Origin of the sequence: Sphingomonas sp. PSPC2-2 (assembly GCF_049897725.1) — a bacterium.
Taxonomy (GTDB): domain Bacteria; phylum Pseudomonadota; class Alphaproteobacteria; order Sphingomonadales; family Sphingomonadaceae; genus Sphingomonas.
Window position 1 is genome coordinate 16,178 of sequence record NZ_JAFCWU010000013.1, and the last position, 17,226, is coordinate 33,403.

Genomic DNA, 17,226 nt, shown 5'->3' on the forward strand with positions numbered 1-17,226 from the left:
CCGATATGACCGATCTCAAGCTCGCCCGCCTGCCGGACAGGACGCCGATCAAGTTGACCATCAGTATCGCGCCGGACCTTCAACGAGCCCTGGCGGACTACGCTACGATCTATCAACAAGCCTATGGTGAAGAGCAGGCGATTGCTGATCTGGTCCCGCACATGCTGGCAGCCTTCCTCGCGAGTGACCGCGGCTTTGCAAAGGCGCGTGAAGGGCTGGCGGAGCGGCGCAAATGACGGCCGAACCTGACGCAACGCAGCCGGAGAGGTTGCTCAGGCTGGCGGAAGTTCGCCACCGTGTAGGTCTGGGCAAGACCATGATCTACGCCATGATAGGCGATGGGCGCTTTCCGAAACCATACAAGATCACCGCCGCCGCTGCACGATGGAGCGAGCGCGAGGTCGAAGCGTGGATCGAGGGCGTCGTTCGCGATTCTCGGACAAAATGATCGCCGTCAGGCGGCCTCCAGCATGGCGCCATCAGCGTCTGAAAGCCCGGCATTACTGCGCTTCGCACGAGCATTTCGTTTCTGGATGGGCATCAGATAATCCTGCCACTCCTGCATGAGTGAGCGTCGTTTGAGGAATGCGTCGCCACGGCGATAGGCCCGGGTCGTCTCGTCGCCGATCTGGTGGGCCAGCGCCTGCTCCACGAGCGACTCCGGATGATCGGTCATGTCACCCATGTAATCGCGGAAACAGCTTCGCATGCCATGGACGGTGAAATGCCCAAGCTTCATTCTGCGCAGCACCATCGTCATCGCCATCTGCGACAATGGCCTCCCCGGCTTTTCGCCCGGAAAGACATAAGTACCCGGTGCCTGGCTTGACGTTCGAGCCTGTGCCTTGATGAGTTCGACGGCGTGGCTGGGCAACGGCACGCGATGCTCTATCCCCATCTTCATCCGCTCGCCCGGCACCGTCCACACGGCCTGTTCAAGATCGACCTCCGACCACGTCATCTGCAGCGTTTCGTTGGTACGGGTTGCGCACAATATTGTCAGTTCGAGCGCCCGCGCAGCCGTTGCTGGGCGCTGCCGCAGTTTGCCGAAAAAATCAGGCAGATCATCAAACGGCATCGCCGCGTGATGCTTGACCTGGGATTTCTTGGGCGGGCGCGGCAGGAGATGTATCAGATTTCCGCGCCACCGCGCAGGGTTCTCCCAAGGGCTGACGATGTGCTTGGACGCCTTTGCCGCGTCCAGGATGTTCTCGATCCGGCCTCGAAGGCGACCGGCCGTTTCGGGAACCTTGCGCCAGATGGGACGAAGGACGGCAACCACGTCATCCGATGTGATCGTGTCGACCGGCTTGTTCAGTAGCGACTTGGCATGCGTCTTGATCGTGTTGCGCCACTGCTGCCGATGCTTGGGATTTTTCCAGCCGTCCTCGTGGGCATCGATATACGTGTCGGCGAACTGGCCGAAGGTCGTGACGCTGGGAGTTTCGTCCGCGCTATCTTCAGTAGCCGCGGGAGCTTCCTGCTCAGCCTCTTTCGCGCGACGCTCTTCGATTGGATCAAGACCCTGCGCCAATAAGGCACGAGCCTCGGCAGCGAGTTCGCGTGCTGCCACAAGCGTTATATCGGAGGCGGCGCCCAGCCCCATCTCCCGGCGGCGTTTGGATCGCTCCCAGGCGAACACCCATTTCCGGGAGCCGTTGTTGTCAATGCGCAGCCAGAGCCCGCCACCGTCGCCGTGCCAGCCCGACGCCTTGATCGTCTCCACGCGACGGGCGCTCAGCTTGTGCATTGCGCGAGACATTCGAATTCTCCTTCGTCCGTCCATCGGCTTCAGTCCGGGTCCATCCGGGTTTTGTTCGAATCCCGGGCCCTCCGCCGATTGGCTCAGTCCGGGTTTCCGTCCGGGTTTGAGTCGCGGATTGGCGCGATCCGCTCCGAACCGCTGCGACCCGAAAAATCCGATTGGACTTAGGAAAGCCATTGTTTTACAATGACTTTAGAGCACAAAAACGGCGGATTTGCTAGGCCGCGCAAAGGGGAGTTCGAATCCCTCCCGCTCCGCCATTTGCCTGTTCCCAGCGGTCCGCATCGGACCACTGAAATCGACTTTTCTCTCCTGAAATCCAATACTGAGCAGACCGGTCCGACCTCGGCCGTTCGTAGCCGTTCGCGCCCATCCGGCGAATCGGAGGGGCAAAAACGAGGTACGCGCGGTCAAAAAACGTGGTGTTTTTGGAGACCGAACCATGCTTACCGATGCGAAGGTGCGCAACGCCAAGCCACGCCCCAAAACCTATAAACTCGCAGACACCAATCGCCTCTGCCTGATGGCCACCCCTAGCGGCGGAAAGCTGTGGCGCTGGAACTACGAATATGATGGCAAGAACAAGACGATGGCCTTTGTGCCTATCCCCGCGTCTCGCTGGCGGATGCTCGCGAAAAGCGCGATGAAGCCTGGTCCATGCTGTGCGAAGGACAGGATCCCAATGTCGCGAAGCGCCTGAAGATCGAGGCGAACCTCGAAGCCGGGCGACAGACGTTCGAGCGTGTGGCTCGCGAGTGGCACGAGAACGCCAAGGCCCAATGGGCCACCCTACGCGCCACGATGGCGGGACGGCAGCAATGGCTCGTCGAGCAGCAATTGGCAGACGTCGATGGCGATCGCGTGCGCCTGCGTGCCAACGCGATCATGATGCTTCAACGACGGGAGCTCCTGCGCACCGGCCGCGCGCCGGCGACATCATCGAAGGGCGATTGGCGCGCTGGGTGGATCTCGCCAGCGGACGGTTCGCTCTCCTTGAGAAAGATCGGGAATTCACGCTCGTTCGGTTGCGACCAGTACTCGAGAACCAGCTTGGCAAGACCGTGCACGGGATTGCGCGCGGCGACGGTGTCACCTGGCAATTCGGGTGCAGCCGTGGGCCGGAAATTTCATGAGCCTTGCTCCCTCAGCACGACGTCGTGCGCTCGGGAGCGGGCCCCATCCTTGCGGTCGGGCAAGGCCCGTTACATCGTGCTCACGGTCGAGTAATGTCCGCAGCAGCAGGCAGCGTCGGCTCATCAATCGGCGGCCTGGTCCTCCTCCAGGGGATCGGCAATCCTGAGCATGATCTCGGCGGCAGCGCGCAGGCTTGCGCGCTCCGTCTCGTTTAGCCGCTCGGCCATCACGCTACCCAGCCATTCGCGGCGCTGGGTCATCGCCGAACGCAGCGCGTTGCGTCCCCGGGAGGTCAGCGTGATGACATGGCGTCTCCGGTCCTCGGGATCGATCCCCCGCTCGATCAGTATCCCGGCCTCCATTCGCACAAGCAGGCGACTGAGCGATTGCGGTTGCAGCCCCTCAGCTCGGGCGAGCGCCACTGCACTCAGCGGGCCCTTGCGATAAAGCGTCGCAATCAGCGCGAGCGCACCGCCCGTCAGTTCGCCTGCCCGCGCTGACCGGCGCATGGCCCTCGCAAGGCGCAGCACCGCCCGCACAATCCGCGCCTCGTCACTTTCCCGATCGTTCGCGCTCGACATAATAATACGCATAGCGTATTAATAGTTGGTCCACAACAAGGAGCGTGTGCGTGCCGGTTGCTCGTCCGCGTCGGCTGGCCAAGCGGCCTGGTTACCCCCGCGACGATGGAAGCCGATCGATTACGGACGCACCGGAAATCGACTGACGGGTTGGGACGCTCGCGTGCTGGGCAGCGCCGCCCGCACTCTTCCGGGCATGGGCATGGACGGTGCAGCAGGAACCAGATCGTGAAATCCCTTCACCTCCCCTCCCGGCTTTGGCGCGATGTCGTGGCGATCGATCCGGGGGAACCCGTGAGCCTACGCATGCTCGCGATCGCGGCGCTCGGCATGGGCGTCCCCGTCGTTGCCGGCCTTATGCTTGGACAGGCGGAGGCAGGCTTCACGATCGGTCTCGGTGCCATCCTGCTTGCTGGCGCACCGACCGGGGCCAGCGGCAGCGCGGCAACGCAGCCCCCTCCCCTCAGCCAGTCAATTGCGCCTGCGCTGATCGCCGTTGCTGTGGCGACCGGGGTCTCCGCACTGCCGCAACCCGACCTGGCGTTGATCTCACTCACCGCGGTGGCGGCCCTTCTGTCGGGCTACAGTCGACCAATCGCAGGGGGTGCCATCCGTTTCATCATCTATTTCGTGCTCAGCGTCGGCTTTCTCGACGGTGCCCCAGCGCATCGTGGCGCTGCAGCGCTGATATTTGGATTGGGTGCGTTGTGGAACATCGCCCTGCGCGGCATCTTGGCCGGCGGCCGCAGGAGCCAAAAAGGCGTTGCACACAAGACGCGGCAAACGCCCACCCACGCGCAACGTCGCGCCTATTTTCGCCGCACGCTATACAGGCTCGAGGGATGGCAATTCCCGCTTCGGCTTGCCCTCGGTCTCGGCATCGCCAGCGTTCTGCGCCATCTCTGGCCGACGCATCATTTCTACTGGATCCTGCTCACGGTCGCGCTGCTGACGCAGCGCCCTATCGAACATGTACCGGTGAAGACCGTGCAGCGATTGGCGGGCACCCTCGGCGGCGTTGCCCTGACGGGTGCGATCCTGTGCTACGTGTCGTCGCCAGTGGCCCTCGGCATCGTCGCGTGCCTGCTTGCCACGGTCGTGCCCTTGGCACGCGCGCGAAATTATCTCCTCTACGCAGTCGTCAGCACCCCGCTGATCCTGCTGGTGCTCGACATCGGCAAGCCGATCGCGTCTGCACTGCTAACCGACCGACTGATCGCAACCCTGGCAGGAGGTCTAACGGTGATGACACTCAACGTGCTCTTCGATCGTTTGCTTGCCGCCAGCGCCGGGGACGGGTCAGACCGCCAGCTTGGCCATCAAGTTACGGTGCAATCCAAAGATCGATAGGAATGCGCCGCACTGAATCCTCTATTCGTCTCAAGGACTTCTGGGCAATGCTTTGAGACCCATCCCCGGTCACTCGCGACCCGTTTTCGGCTCCTCAACATCGGACGTGGGTTCGTGTTCAGATGACGCGTCGGATTGGCCGAAGTAAGACCCGCTGCGCCGAAAGCGGACTCCGGCGCGACCGAGCGGAGATCATGTAGTGAGTTCATAATCCCGCCGACGGGCCTGATCACAGATTCCGGCTGCCAGCTACGGTGCGTCCGGTGCCCCGCCGACTACCGCAGCTAAGATTGCTGCTGACTATGCGCGCCGGCATATTCGCACCGCCCACGAAAACCGCGTGAAAGACCTCCCGATCGCCGGGATTGAACGGTTCGAGCAACGGCATCGGTCGCCGTTCCGCCCTGTACGATGCTCGAGGTGCGGGTCGAAAGCGATGGTGCATTTCGGCACGGGTTTGCGGCGACCGACAACACCTTTGTCTACGTCATCGAAGGCGGTCGAGATCGGGCCCGCCGGTAATCTTTTGAGCGCTGGCCCGCTTGGCTGGTTAACGCGATCGGAGGAGCCCGGAACGTCGGACCTTACCATAAGGGCGCGGGGCACTGTCGCCCGATTTCTGCTTTTCGCCGGCCAGCCTTTGCGTGAGCCGATCGCCTTTGGCGGCCCTTTCGTCATGAACACGCAGGCGGAAATCCAGCAAGCCTTCGTCGATTACCGGGCCGGCCGCTTCTAAACGTTCAAATCGATTTGGCGGATGCGTGGCGGCTGTGGTGACCGCCTTTTGGACGCGCTCGGCGGCAAGGTGGTCCTGGGCCCAGCCGACCCCGCCGCCCCCAAAGGAGTGCCGACGCTCCCGGGCTGTCCTATGTCGCGGTATATGGCGCTTTTCAGCGGCCTATGGACGCCGGAACTGTTGGGTCGTTCCGGAGCTGGTTCGTGATGGCCTCTGCCCTCGATCCTTTTGAGTGTCGAAAGCAGGTCGTGGGTCGACTGTCAGCGCCCTCTGGGGCCTCCAATCCTTCCAAAATCACGAGGCCCTCACATCGGCCCCCGAATCGGTCGGATTAGGGCGAACGGATACGGAACGCCGCAAACCGCCTCTGATTGATTTACCAGAATTTTCAGGATTTTGCGAGGATTTAGAGCCGTCTCGGGCCTATAATGGTGCCGCTTACAGGACTCGAACCTGTGACCCCCGCATTACGAATGCGATGCTCTACCAACTGAGCTAAAGCGGCGTGGCGCTGATCCGTACGAACCAACGCGAGGGCGGGCGCTTATCAGGTCGTTTGCGGGCTGACAAGCGTTGCGATGCGAGGTGCATCGCGCGCTCTCCGAAAACGGATGCCCTTTACCCCACGTTTACCACGCACGGCGCACAAGGTGTGCCGGTGACGCTCGCCCATGTCGGGTCGGGTCGCGCCAGGTGAGGCGTTTGCGCAATGGATAGTGTTCGCGGTTTCGAGGAAGATCGGCTCGGCACGGATGAGATCGACAGCGGTCGCGCCGACCAAGACGCCGATACCGGCGGCGTCGATACGCAGATAGACGTCGGCACCGACGAACGGCGGATGCACGTTCGCGCTTATAATTATTGGGTGTCGCTGCTTGGCGGGCGCGCTTATCCGTCGATCGAGGATCTCGATCCGGCCAACATCACCGATTTCGGCCCGCATAGCGTGCTGCTCGATTTCTCCGCCGGGATCGAAAATCCTGCCATCGCCTTTCTCGGCAAGGCGCTGCGCGAGGAATGCGCGCTCGACTCCTCCATCACCCACATCGCGCAAGTGCCGAGTCGCTCGCTCTTGTCGCGGCTGACCGACCATTATCTGCAAATCATCGCGAATCGCGCGCCGATCGGATTCGAGGCGGAGTTTGTCAGTACCCGCGGATTCAACACGATGTATCGCGGCATCCTGATGCCCTTTTCCTCCGACGAGGATTCAATCGATTTCATCTACGGCGTCATCAATTGGAAGGAGCTGGTCGACGCGGAGACGCAAGCCAAGCTCCAGGCGGAAATCACGGCGGCGGTCGCGACCGCACCCAAATCTGCCGTGACCGCACCGGTGTGGGCCGATGGTCCCAGTGCCGGTTTCGACGACGATGCGCCAATGGACCGCGAAAGCCCGACGATCGCCGGAGCCACGCTGATCGACCAATTGATGCTCGCACAGCAGACCGCCGCTGCGCTCCGCGCCGCCGACACCCGCCACCGCGCCACACTGTACCGCGTGCTCGGACGCGCCCACGAATTTGCCGCAGCGGCGGACGCCGATCCGGTCGGATATGACGCGCTGCTGGCATCGGCAGGAATCGCCGTACAATTGCGCGCGCCGATGACACCGATCGTGAAACTGATCTTCGGGGCCGATTACGACAAAACCCGTCTGACCGAATATGCGGCTGTCCTTGCCCACGCCCGCCGCATGGGCGTCGCAATAGGGGCCTTGGGTGACTTCCTCGATTCGTTCGAGGGAGGCATCAAGGGCGTGGTCAAGGCCGAGCGCGCCGCCCGAACCCCAAATCCGAAGGCGCGGGTCGATCGCGCGTCGGCGCTGGCCAATCGTCCGACCCTCGCCAGCGTCGCGATCGAAAGCAACGTGGCGCCGGGGGACTATGTCCTGCTGCTCGCGCGCGCCAGCGACGGGGGCATGCTCGATATCGTCGCTGAAATTGGCGACGACGCTACGCTGACCGAGCGGGCGATGCGCCGGATGGTGTAAGCCGCCCCCTCCGCCCCGGCCGGGCAAATTTGTGCGCTGCCACAAGTCTTGAGGTCGTCACGCGACCGGCGCATAGGGCGGCTATGGCAAAAACCACGCTGAAATCGCTGTCGGATGCATTGGCCGTCCGGTTGACCAAAGGTGCGCTTCCGGGCGAATTGCAGGGGTTCGGCAAGACCGAGCGCGCGGATGCTGCGGCGTTTGTCGCCGCCACGGCCGAACGGCGCACGACCGGCGTTCCGAATATCGCGCTGGAGCCGCTGCCCGGCACCGACCCGCGCCGACGGATGCGGCTGGCCATCGTCAATGACGACATGCCCTTCCTGGTCGATTCGATCGCCGCGACGATCGGCAGCCACGACATTGCAATCGACCGCATCATCCACCCCGTCGTGTGCGTAAGCCGCGATTCGGACGGGGCGCTGGTCAGCGTCGACGACAAGGGTTCGCCCGAATCGATGATCTATATCGAGCTGGAGCGTGCCGATGCGCGCGAACGGCGCGATTTGATCGCCGCACTGGAACGCAATCTGGCCGATGTGCGCGCAGCGGTGGGAGACTGGCAGGCGCTGCAGGATGCGATGGCGGCGGACATCGCCACGCTGCCCGCCGGGGAAGGTGCCGCCTTGCTGTTCTGGCTGCTCGACCAGAAGTTCACGCTGCTGGGCCATGAATTGTGGATCGGCCGGAGCGAGACCGCGCTTGGCATTGCCCGCAACCCGCGCGCGGTGCCGATCCTGGCCGAAGCCTCGCGCACGCTCGCGATGGAATGGTTCGCCAAGGGCGGGCAAGCGCCCTTGCTGCTCAAATCCAACCTGATTTCGGGCGTGCATCGCCACGTCCCGCTCGATCTGGCGGTCGTGCCGGTTCGCGACAAGGACCAGATCGTCGGCCTGTCGATCCACGCCGGTCTGTGGACCAGCAGCGCGCTGAATGCGGCCCCGCAGGATGTGCCGGTATTGCGCGAACGGCTCGCGGCGCTCGAGGCGAAGTTCGGTTTCGATCCCAAGGGCCATACCGGCAAGGCGCTCACCCACGCGCTGGCCGGTTTGCCGCATGACCTGGTCATCGCCTTTACGCCCGATGCGCTCGAGGATGTCGCGCTTACCGCGATGTCGCTCGCGGACCGCCCGCGCCCGAAGCTGCGGCTGGTGCGCAGCGTGCTCGGTCGGCATCTGTTCGCGTTCGTTTGGCTGCCCCGCGACGACCTGACCACCGCGCGCCGCACTGCGATCGGCGACATGCTGGCGGAGGCGGCCAAGGCGAGCGTGCTCAACTGGTCGATCGAAGTCGACGACACGATTGCGCTGATTCGCTTCACGCTCGATCTGCGCGAGGGCGGCGTGCTGCCCGATACCGACGCTCTCGACACGCGGATCGCGCGGATGGTGCGCGGCTGGGTGCCGGCGGTCGAGGCGGCGCTGGTCGAACAGACCGATGCGGCGCGCGCCGCACGGCTTGCCCTGAAACATGCCGCCAATTTCCCGGCGGGCTATCGCAATGCCAACACTGCCGAGGAGGCCGCGCGCGACATCGTGCGGCTGGCGCGGCTGGAAACCGCAGCCGATCGCTCGGTGCGGATGTATCGCGACGAACGCGGCGCGGCGCGGCTGAAAATCTATCGTCTGGGCGGGGCGCTGGCACTGTCGGATGCGGTGCCGGTGCTGGAGAATTTCGGCTTCCGCGTGATCGAGGAATTGCCGACCGCGCTGATCGGCGACGAACAGGGTTTTGTGCATGAATTTCTGGTCGAGGCGGCGGGCGTGCGCTTGTCAGCCGACACCAGCGTGCTGGAAAATGCGATCCAGGCTGTGCTGGAGGGCAAGGCCGAAAACGATGCGTTCAATCGCCTGATCGTCGATGCCGACATGGCACCGGCATCGGTCGTGCTGTTCCGCGCATGGTTCCGCTATCTGCGCCAGGCGGGACTGACCTATGGTCTGGTTACGGTGGTCGACGCGCTGCGGCGCGCGCCGAAGGTGGCCGCCGCGCTGATCGAGCGCTTCGCTGTTGCGCATGATCCGGCACGCAAGCGCCGTGACATCGCCGCCGCCGACGCCGCGATCGATACCGGGCTCGACGCGGTTTCCGCGATCGACGACGACCGCATCCTGCGCTCGCTGCGCAGCGTCATCGCCGCAACGCTGCGCACCAACGCTTTTGCCCCCGCTGGCCAGGCGGCGCTGGCGTTCAAGCTCGACAGTCACCTCGTTCCCGGCCTGCCCGCGCCCGTGCCATGGCGCGAAATCTGGGTCTATTCGCCGCGGATCGAAGGCATCCACTTGCGCGCCGGGCCAGTGGCACGTGGCGGCTTGCGCTGGTCTGACCGGCGCGACGACTTCCGCACCGAAATCCTGGGCCTGATGAAGGCGCAGCGCGTCAAGAATGCCGTGATCGTACCGACCGGTGCCAAGGGTGGCTTCTACCCCAAGCAATTGCCGCCTGCGTCCAATCGCGATGCCTGGCTGGCCGAGGGCACCGAAAGCTACCGTGTGTTCATCCGGGCGCTGCTGTCGATCACCGACAATATCGTCGAGGGCGCGGTGGTGCATCCGGCCGACGTCGTCATCCACGATGGCGACGACCCCTATTTCGTCGTCGCCGCCGACAAGGGCACGGCGACCTTTTCCGACGTCGCCAATGCGATTGCGCTCGAACACCATTTCTGGCTGGGCGACGCCTTCGCCAGCGGCGGCTCGGTCGGCTATGACCACAAGGCGATGGGCATCACCGCCAAGGGCGCGTGGGTCAGCGTCCAGCGCCACTTCGCCGAGCGCGGGGTGGACGTGCAGACGCAACCGATCCGCGTCGTCGGCTGCGGCGACATGTCGGGCGACGTGTTCGGCAACGGCATGTTGCTGAGCCAGACGCTCAAGATCGTCGCGGCGTTCGACCATCGCCATATCTTCCTCGATCCCGATCCCGACCCCGCCGCAAGCTGGGCCGAGCGGGCGCGCATGTTCGCCCTGCCCCGTTCGAGCTGGGCGGATTACGACGCCTCGCTCATCTCCAAGGGCGGCGGCGTGTTCCCGCGCACCGACAAGATCATCAAGCTGTCCAAACAAGTGCGCGCGGCGCTTGGCATCGAGGCAAGCGAAATGGAACCGGGCGCGCTGATCTCGGCGATCCTGAAGGCCCCAGTCGACCTGATCTGGTTCGGCGGCATCGGCACCTATGTGAAGGCGCGCGCCGAGAACAATATCGCGGTCGGCGATCCCGCCAATGATCGGCTGCGCGTCGACGCCGAGGATCTGCGCGCCACCGCGATCGGCGAAGGCGCGAACCTGGGTGTCACCCAGGCCGCGCGCATCGCCTTTTCGGCACGCGGCGGGCGCATCAACACCGACTTCATCGACAATTCGGCCGGCGTCGATTGTTCGGACAATGAGGTCAACATCAAGATCGCGCTTAACCGCGAGATGATCGAAGGCCGCCTCGGCTATGACAAGCGCAACACCTTCCTCGCCGGGATGACCGACGATGTCGCGCATCTCGTGCTGGAAGATAACCGCCTGCAAACGCTCGCGCTGTCGATCGCCGAGAGCGATGGCGCGCGCGACGTGCCGAGCTATGTCCGCTTGATCGAGATTTTCGAGGCAGGCGGTTCGCTCGATCGCGCGGTCGAGGGGCTGGCCGGCAATGACGACCTGTTGCGGCGCGCCGCCGAAGGGCGCGGGCTCACCCGGCCTGAACTCGCCGTACTGCTGGCGACCGCCAAGCTCGCCCTGCAGGCATCGATCGAGAAAGCGGGCCTCGGTCTCGATCCCGAGTTACTGCCCGATCTCCACGCCGCCTTCCCGCCTGCAATGCGCAAGAAGTTCGGTGCGGCGATCGACCAGCACCGGCTGCGCGGCGAAATCGTCGCCACCAAGCTCGCCAACCGCATCGTCAACCGCATGGGCGTGCTCTACCCGTTCGAACTCGCCGAGGAAGAAGGCGCGGCGATGAGCGACATCGCGGCGATGTTCGTCGTCGCCGAACGCCTGTTCGACTTACCGACCTTGTGGCGCGAGATCGAAACGGCGGCGATGCCCGAAAATGCGCGCATTGCCTTGTTCGACGAAGTTGCGGTCGCAACGCGCTCGCAAATTGCCGATCTGCTGCGTGTCACGCGCAGTGGCACCGGGCCGGGCGCGGCGCTCGCGCGGCTCAGCAAGGGCATTGCCCAGCTCGACAAGCAGACCAAGGCATTGCTGCTCGAAGAAGCCAGCGCGCAGAGCGCCCGCATCGCCGTCACTCTGGAAACGGCGGGGGCACCCAAGAAGCTGGTGCAGAAGGTCGTGCGCCTGTTCGAACTCGACGGCGCGGTCGGCCTGGCCGATCTCGGCGAGCGGCTGGGCCTGAACGAGACCGTGTTGACGCGCGCCTTCACCCGGCTCGGCCAGGCGCTGGGGCTGGATTGGGCGCAGGCCCATGCCGCGCGCATTTCGTCGAGCGATCCGTGGGAACGCTTGCTGATCGCAGGCCTCGCCCGCGACTTCCAGCAGTTGCGGCTGGAATTTCTCGGGCGCGGCGCGAGCGGCAGCGACGCGGATCCGCAGGCGCTGGTCGAGACGTGGCTGGCCGACAATGCCGGGCGCGTCGGCCAGTTCAAGGCGGTGGTCGACCGCGCCCGCATGGCCCCTGCACCCAATGCGGCGATGCTGGCGCAGATTGCGGGTCAGGCGCGGGTACTGCTGGGTCGGTAAACCGGTGATCCTCCCCGTGCCGGGGAGGATCAGGCCCGCGCCCGCTGCCGCGCCTTCAGTTGCGCCCGCCAGCCCCGCGCGCGCCACCACATGATGATTCCGGTCACCGCCAGGATCGCGGGCAACAGCCCGCCCAGGAAGATCACGATCTGCCACACCAGCCCCATCCGGGTGCCGTCGTGGATTCGCCGCATCGTGCGCGCGAACGGTTCGGGCGCGGCGCGGGTCGCCTCGGTCGCGCCATTCCGATCATCGATCGCAACGCCGCGTGCTTCATGCGCAAAGCCGACCTTCCACATCGGTTTCTGATCGGTCGGCCATTCCACTTTGGACACCTCGCCCGGTACCGCCGCCCGCGCGCTGGCGATCACTGTAGCAAGCGCGAGGCCCGGCTGCGCCAGCGGCACCGGGCGCGGTGCATTCGGCCGCATTCCCGCCGCCGGGCCGCCACCGCCAAAGACTTGCGGGAAGGAAATCCACGCCCCCGTCAGTGACAGCACGAACAGCGGCAACGCGATCCAGAAGCCGAGCAAATGATGCAGATTGGTGTCGGTGTTGCGGTGCCGCCGCCAGCGCAAGCCGCGTACCCAGCGCCCCACCGTCGGCCACCACAGCCATAGCCCCGATACGCACGACAGCAGCATCGCGACGCCGATCCAGCCAACCACCTGCCGCCCAACGCCCGGAATGAGCATCGACCCGTGGATCATGTGCAGCGTGCGGATCAGACCGCTCCCGCTATTGGCAAAATCCAGCACGCGCGCGCTCGGCGGATCGAGCCAGACCGTCTTGCGCGGCGGCGGACCTTGGACCCGCATGCCCTTGCCCGCGAGGCTCGCCGAAACGACGACCGGTTCGCCCGGCGCATCCGGCAGCGTCAGTGCCGCAATGCGGTCCCCCGGCTCGAGTACCCCGCGCGCGGCCGCAACGTAACGCTGCGGGTCCAGCGTGTTGCTGCCGCTGGTCGCATAGCGTTGCGGGTTGAGCGCATGGTCGAGCGCTTCGTCCCACACCAGCGCAGCCCCAGTCAGCGAGAGTGGGATGATGAGGATCGCGAGGGTCAGGCCGATCCATTTATGAACCTGAAACCAGGCGTTGCGCAGACCGATCTTGCTCATCACACCTCCGCCCACTGGCGCAACAAATTGTGGTAGACACCGGTCAGCCGGACGACCTCGCTGTCCCCCTGCCCCAGCCGCGCGCCGACCGACTGGATCGCGGTGTCGAGATCGAGCAGCGTGGCGCGCGCTTCGTTGTTGCGGATCATCGACTGGATCCAGAAGAAGCTGGCGACGCGCGCGCCGCGCGTTACCGGCGCGACATGGTGCAGGCTCGACGCCGGATAGAGCACCATCTGCCCGGCCGGCAGCTTCACCCGCTGCTCGCCAAACTGCATCTGGACGACGAGTTCGCCACCGTCATAGCTGTCGGGATCGGCGAGGAAGAGCGTCGCCGACAAATCGCTACGAATGCGGAAGTCGCTGCCGCGGCGGATACGGATTGCGGTGTCGACATGCGCGCCGAAGCCGTCGCCCGGCGCATAGCGGTTGAACAGCGGCGGAAACACCTTGAGCGGCAGCGCAGCGGCCACGAACAGCGGCGAGGCGGCGAGCGCGTCGAGCACCATCGCCCCGCCGCGCCGCGCCGCCTCCGAATCCTCGGGCAGTTGCGCATTGTGCTTGGCCAATGCCGACTGGTTGCCCGAGGTATCGTTCCCGTCGATCCATTGCGCGGTATCGATCAGCGCGCGCACTTCCGCGACCTGGGTCGCGCTCAGCATATCGGGAATGACGGTCAGCATGATGCAGCGGTCCTGAGGGCTTGCACGCCACGTTTGCGCAGCGCGGGGATATCGGATGTCGCCAGCCAGGCCGCTGCCTTCTCGACAAAGGCCGGGGTCGCTGTCGCGCCCGCGCGGCGAAGCCAGTTCAGTGCTTCGTCGATCCCACCCTTGGCAGCCAGCATACGGGCGTGGTTGAAGGCACCCCGGAAATCACCGCCGTGCGCCGCGCGGGCATAGCAGGTTGCCGCCTTGGCAAGATCGCGCGGCACGACCCAGCCATCTTCATGAAAGCTGCCGACGAAATTGATCGCCTTGGCATTGCCAAGCGCCGCCGCCTTGCAGAACCACTCCAGCGCCAGCGGCTTGTCCTCGGTCACGCCCTGCCCGAGCGCGAGCAGCGTCGCATAATTGTACATCCCCCAATCGAGCCCGCGCTCGGCGGCGATGCGATAACACGCTGCCGCGCGCGCCTTGTCGGGCGCGGTGCCCCAGCCGAGATCGTAGCACCGCCCGACCATGTTGATCGCCATCAGGTGATGCTGCGCCGCCGCCTTGACGAACCAACCCAGCGCGGCGGGCGCATCCTGCGCCACACCCGTGCCGTCGAGCAGCAATTGACCGTACAGCGCCTGCGCCTCGGCCACCCCGCCTTCGGCGCACTCGCGCAGGAAGGCGGCGCGCTCTTCCGGCGATCCGGACAGGCGCGCGGCGATCTCCGCTTCCGACAGCGCGATCAAAACGCCACCTTCACCGTGCCGAACACGGTACGACCGGGCGCGATCGACGCATAATGGCTGGTGTAAGTCTGCGTGAAATAGACCTTGTCGGTCAGGTTCTGCGCGTTGACCGACAGTTCCAGCCGATCGTTGAGCTTGAACCGCGCCTGCGCGTCGAAGCGCCAATAGCTGGGGATGCCGCGCGTCAAGATCTTCGTCGCAGGATTGACCGTGATCACCCCAGCCGCAGTCTGCGTGGCCGTGCGATTGTCGGCATAGCCGCCATTCTGCTTGTCCATGTAATAGGCCCCGCCGCCGATCGAGAGGCGTTTGGTGACTTCATAATTGGTCGACAGAGTGAAGCTGTTGCGCGCCGTCTGCGGTACGTCCTTCCCGGTGTTGACCGAGGGCACCAGCACCGTCGTTGCCTTCGCCGCGCCGTTTGCCGCCACCGTCAGTGCGGTGAAACCGCCATCGACGATCTTGGCATCGAGGAAAGTATAGCCGCCGAACACCGTCCAGCCCGGCAGCACGGTGCCGCTGGCGGTGAGTTCAACGCCGCGAATGCGTGTCGAACCAAGATAAGCGATGTTGTTATTGGCATCGGTCACGCGGGCATTGGCAATGTCGGTCTGGAACACTGCCAGGCCCAGCGCCAGCTTCTCGCCGAACAGGCTCGCCTTCGCGCCGACCTCATACGACTTGGTCTTTTGTACCTTTAGCGAATCGAGCACGTTCGCGGTCGCTGTGGTGGTCGGCAACGCATTGTCCTCGCGCCCCTCGCCGAGCAGGCTGTTGGGCGGTGTCGCGGCGGTGGCGTAGCTCGCATAGACGCTGGTTTCCTTGGTCGGTTTGAACACCAGCCCGGCCTGCCAGTTGAACAGCTCGTCGGTGCGCGAGAAGCGGAACGCGGTGGTCGCATTGGCCGCCTGCCCCGGCGTGATCCGCGAGGTGAAGCGGTCATAGCGCGCGCCGACGTTGAGGATCAGCGAGGGCAGCAACGTGATCGAATCGAACCCGTAAAGCGCCTGGGTTTCGGCGTCGTTCTGTGTCTCTTCCAGCGGCAGCGAGCGCACGATCGGCGACGCGGTGGTCGAGGTGTCGCTGGCGTAATTGACCCAGGGGTCATTCGGATTGGCCGAAAAGATGCTCGCGCAATAATAACGCGCAACGGTGGCGGTGCTGCAGCGCGGGGAGATGGTCGAGCCGCTGGACAGGATCTCGACCCCACTGGAATTGAGATAACCGCGCGTGACATAGGTGCCGCGCCGCGCCTTTTCCCACGACACTTCGGCACCAACCGCAAAATCATGCTTGATCGTACCGGTGTTGAAGCTGCCCGACAGATCGAGCTGGTCGATGATGCTTTCGGCATAGCTGTAGCGCGTGTTCGAGCGCCGCCACACTTGCCCGCTGCCATAGACGTTGCCGGTCGAATCGTCGGGCAAGGTGTAGATATAGGCCTGGCTGTCATGGCTGAAACGCGCGGTGTTGCGCAGCGTCACCCCGCCAAAATCATGCTCGACCCGCACCGTCGCCTGGTCGGTGGTGCTATCGCGGAAATCGCGGCTGGTGAGACCATAAAAGGTCGAGCGCCCCACGTAGCCGGTCTGCCCGGTGGCGGTGGTGATTTGCCCAAGCGCCGGTTCGGTGCGGATTGCGCCCGTCCCGGGCGCATTGGCGATCGTGTAGAGATAGGGAATGCCGCTATCGGGCAATTCGTGACTCTCGAGGCGATAATAGCCGACGGTCAGCCGCGTTGGCGTGCCAAGCCCGATTGTGAAGCTGGGGGCCACACCCCAGCGCCGTTGATAGATGGCATCGCGTCCCGCGACATCCTGGTCGTGCCACATGCCTTCGATGCGGAAGGCCGCCGTATCGCTGAGCTTGAGGTTGAGATCCCCGACGATGCGCTTGTAATCGGCATTGCCATAGCTGCCCGCGATCGAGCCAAAGGTACGCGCTTGCGGCAATTTGGTCAGGATGTTGATCGTCCCACCTGCGCTGCCGCGCCCGCCGAGCGTGGAATCCGACCCGCGCACGATCTGCACCGAATCGATCGCGAACACTTCGCGCGTCTGTGAGGCCAGGTCGCGCACCCCGTCGACATAAATCGAGCCCTGGCTGTCAAAGCCGCGGATGAACGGCCGGTCCCCGATCGGGTTGCCGCCCTCAGCCGCACCGAAGGTGATGCCGGGCACGGTGCGCAGCGCATCCTGCAACGTCGTCGAACCGGTTTGTTCGATCACCGACTTGTCGAGCACCACGATCGACTTGGGCGTGTCGACGATCGGCGCGACCAATTTGGGGTCAGCGGGGCGACGCTCGTGGATGCCGTTGACGATGATATCGGCCTTGCGCTCCGGATCCTCATCATTGGCGGGGGGCGGCGCGACATCGTTGGCGAAGGCCGGAAAACTGGCAAACGCCCCGACACAGGACAAAGCGAGATAAGCGGGCTTGCGAACGGCGTGTGACAA

Annotated in this window: 13 protein-coding genes, 1 tRNA gene and 1 pseudogene; 8 read left to right on the plus strand and 7 right to left on the minus strand. The window is 64.6% G+C overall.

Annotated features, from left to right (window positions below):
• Window positions 1-5 precede the first annotated feature (5 nt).
• Complete coding sequence (locus tag ACP7BY_RS18565; RefSeq protein ID WP_033964527.1) at window positions 6-236, plus strand: DUF2274 domain-containing protein; 231 nt, start codon at window positions 6-8, stop codon at window positions 234-236.
• Window positions 233-448, plus strand: a complete 216-nt coding sequence (locus tag ACP7BY_RS18570; protein WP_033964529.1) for a helix-turn-helix transcriptional regulator — start codon at window positions 233-235, stop codon at window positions 446-448. The genes ACP7BY_RS18565 and ACP7BY_RS18570 overlap by 4 nt, the downstream gene beginning before the upstream one ends.
• 6 nt (window positions 449-454) lie before the next feature.
• Here the strand turns inward: ACP7BY_RS18570 and ACP7BY_RS18575 are convergent, their stop codons facing one another.
• Window positions 455-1,762 carry a tyrosine-type recombinase/integrase gene (locus ACP7BY_RS18575; RefSeq protein WP_052192287.1) on the minus strand — a complete coding sequence of 436 codons (1,308 nt, stop codon included), beginning with the start codon at window positions 1,760-1,762 and terminating at the stop codon, window positions 455-457.
• 445 nt (window positions 1,763-2,207) lie between these two features.
• Here ACP7BY_RS18575 and ACP7BY_RS18580 point away from each other — a divergent pair.
• Both ACP7BY_RS18580 and ACP7BY_RS18585 read left to right on the plus strand, forming a co-directional pair.
• Window positions 2,208-2,401 (plus strand): annotated as a pseudogene (locus tag ACP7BY_RS18580) (Arm DNA-binding domain-containing protein); the annotation flags it as partial.
• A 182-nt stretch (window positions 2,402-2,583) separates the two neighbouring features.
• Complete coding sequence (locus ACP7BY_RS18585; RefSeq protein ID WP_231565035.1) at window positions 2,584-2,898, plus strand: DUF3363 domain-containing protein; 315 nt, start codon at window positions 2,584-2,586, stop codon at window positions 2,896-2,898.
• A gap of 123 nt (window positions 2,899-3,021) precedes the next feature.
• On the opposite strand, the gene ACP7BY_RS18590 is transcribed toward ACP7BY_RS18585, so the two are convergent.
• Window positions 3,022-3,480, minus strand: coding sequence for a MarR family winged helix-turn-helix transcriptional regulator (locus ACP7BY_RS18590; protein WP_033964533.1), 459 nt, complete (start codon window positions 3,478-3,480; stop codon window positions 3,022-3,024).
• A gap of 228 nt (window positions 3,481-3,708) precedes the next feature.
• Between ACP7BY_RS18590 and ACP7BY_RS18595 the strand changes: the two genes are divergently transcribed.
• Both ACP7BY_RS18595 and ACP7BY_RS18600 read left to right on the plus strand, forming a co-directional pair.
• Complete coding sequence (locus tag ACP7BY_RS18595) at window positions 3,709-4,830, plus strand: FUSC family protein (protein WP_231565037.1); 1,122 nt, start codon at window positions 3,709-3,711, stop codon at window positions 4,828-4,830.
• A gap of 436 nt (window positions 4,831-5,266) precedes the next feature.
• On the plus strand, window positions 5,267-5,566 hold the full coding sequence (locus ACP7BY_RS18600; RefSeq protein ID WP_137903091.1) for a pirin-like C-terminal cupin domain-containing protein: 300 nt from the start codon (window positions 5,267-5,269) through the stop codon (window positions 5,564-5,566).
• Window positions 5,567-5,995: 429 nt separating this feature from the next.
• Here ACP7BY_RS18600 and ACP7BY_RS18605 read toward each other — a convergent pair.
• Window positions 5,996-6,071: transfer RNA gene (locus tag ACP7BY_RS18605), tRNA-Thr, on the minus strand.
• 204 nt (window positions 6,072-6,275) lie between these two features.
• On the opposite strand from ACP7BY_RS18605, the gene ACP7BY_RS18610 reads away from it, so the two are divergent.
• Both ACP7BY_RS18610 and ACP7BY_RS18615 read left to right on the plus strand, forming a co-directional pair.
• Entirely contained in the window at window positions 6,276-7,559 is a 1,284-nt protein-coding gene (locus ACP7BY_RS18610) for a PAS domain-containing protein (RefSeq protein ID WP_033964534.1), read from the plus strand.
• An 83-nt stretch (window positions 7,560-7,642) separates the two neighbouring features.
• Window positions 7,643-12,247, plus strand: coding sequence for an NAD-glutamate dehydrogenase (locus tag ACP7BY_RS18615; RefSeq protein ID WP_137903090.1), 4,605 nt, complete (start codon window positions 7,643-7,645; stop codon window positions 12,245-12,247).
• A gap of 29 nt (window positions 12,248-12,276) precedes the next feature.
• Here the strand turns inward: ACP7BY_RS18615 and ACP7BY_RS18620 are convergent, their stop codons facing one another.
• The 4 genes from ACP7BY_RS18620 to ACP7BY_RS18635 are packed head-to-tail and all read right to left on the minus strand — an operon-like array spanning window position 12,277 to window position 17,226.
• A complete protein-coding gene (locus tag ACP7BY_RS18620) occupies window positions 12,277-13,365 on the minus strand; it encodes a PepSY-associated TM helix domain-containing protein (RefSeq protein ID WP_033964535.1) in 1,089 nt (362 codons plus the stop codon).
• Window positions 13,365-14,048 (minus strand): Fe2+-dependent dioxygenase, encoded by a 684-nt coding sequence (locus ACP7BY_RS18625; protein ID WP_033964536.1) that lies wholly within the window; start codon window positions 14,046-14,048, stop codon window positions 13,365-13,367. Before ACP7BY_RS18625 ends, ACP7BY_RS18620 begins: the two co-directional genes overlap by 1 nt.
• Window positions 14,042-14,767: a tetratricopeptide repeat protein gene (locus ACP7BY_RS18630; RefSeq protein WP_137903089.1), complete on the minus strand. Its 726-nt coding sequence runs from the start codon at window positions 14,765-14,767 to the stop codon at window positions 14,042-14,044. Before ACP7BY_RS18630 ends, ACP7BY_RS18625 begins: the two co-directional genes overlap by 7 nt.
• Window positions 14,764-17,226, minus strand: a complete 2,463-nt coding sequence (locus tag ACP7BY_RS18635; RefSeq protein ID WP_033964538.1) for a TonB-dependent receptor — start codon at window positions 17,224-17,226, stop codon at window positions 14,764-14,766. The genes ACP7BY_RS18630 and ACP7BY_RS18635 overlap by 4 nt, the downstream gene beginning before the upstream one ends.

What these genes read in the sequence shown, in the direction of transcription:
- ACP7BY_RS18600 (WP_137903091.1), top strand. Translation starts at nt 5,267, where the DNA reads ATGGTGCATTTCGGCACGGGTTTGCGGCGACCGACAACACCTTTGTCT.
- ACP7BY_RS18575 (WP_052192287.1), bottom strand. Translation starts at nt 1,762, where the DNA reads ATGTCTCGCGCAATGCACAAGCTGAGCGCCCGTCGCGTGGAGACGATC.
- ACP7BY_RS18585 (WP_231565035.1), top strand. Translation starts at nt 2,584, where the DNA reads ATGGCTCGTCGAGCAGCAATTGGCAGACGTCGATGGCGATCGCGTGCG.
- ACP7BY_RS18615 (WP_137903090.1), top strand. Translation starts at nt 7,643, where the DNA reads ATGGCAAAAACCACGCTGAAATCGCTGTCGGATGCATTGGCCGTCCGG.
- ACP7BY_RS18610 (WP_033964534.1), top strand. Translation starts at nt 6,276, where the DNA reads ATGGATAGTGTTCGCGGTTTCGAGGAAGATCGGCTCGGCACGGATGAG.
- ACP7BY_RS18620 (WP_033964535.1), bottom strand. Translation starts at nt 13,365, where the DNA reads ATGAGCAAGATCGGTCTGCGCAACGCCTGGTTTCAGGTTCATAAATGG.
- ACP7BY_RS18590 (WP_033964533.1), bottom strand. Translation starts at nt 3,480, where the DNA reads ATGTCGAGCGCGAACGATCGGGAAAGTGACGAGGCGCGGATTGTGCGG.
- ACP7BY_RS18625 (WP_033964536.1), bottom strand. Translation starts at nt 14,048, where the DNA reads ATGCTGACCGTCATTCCCGATATGCTGAGCGCGACCCAGGTCGCGGAA.
- ACP7BY_RS18565 (WP_033964527.1), top strand. Translation starts at nt 6, where the DNA reads ATGACCGATCTCAAGCTCGCCCGCCTGCCGGACAGGACGCCGATCAAG.
- ACP7BY_RS18570 (WP_033964529.1), top strand. Translation starts at nt 233, where the DNA reads ATGACGGCCGAACCTGACGCAACGCAGCCGGAGAGGTTGCTCAGGCTG.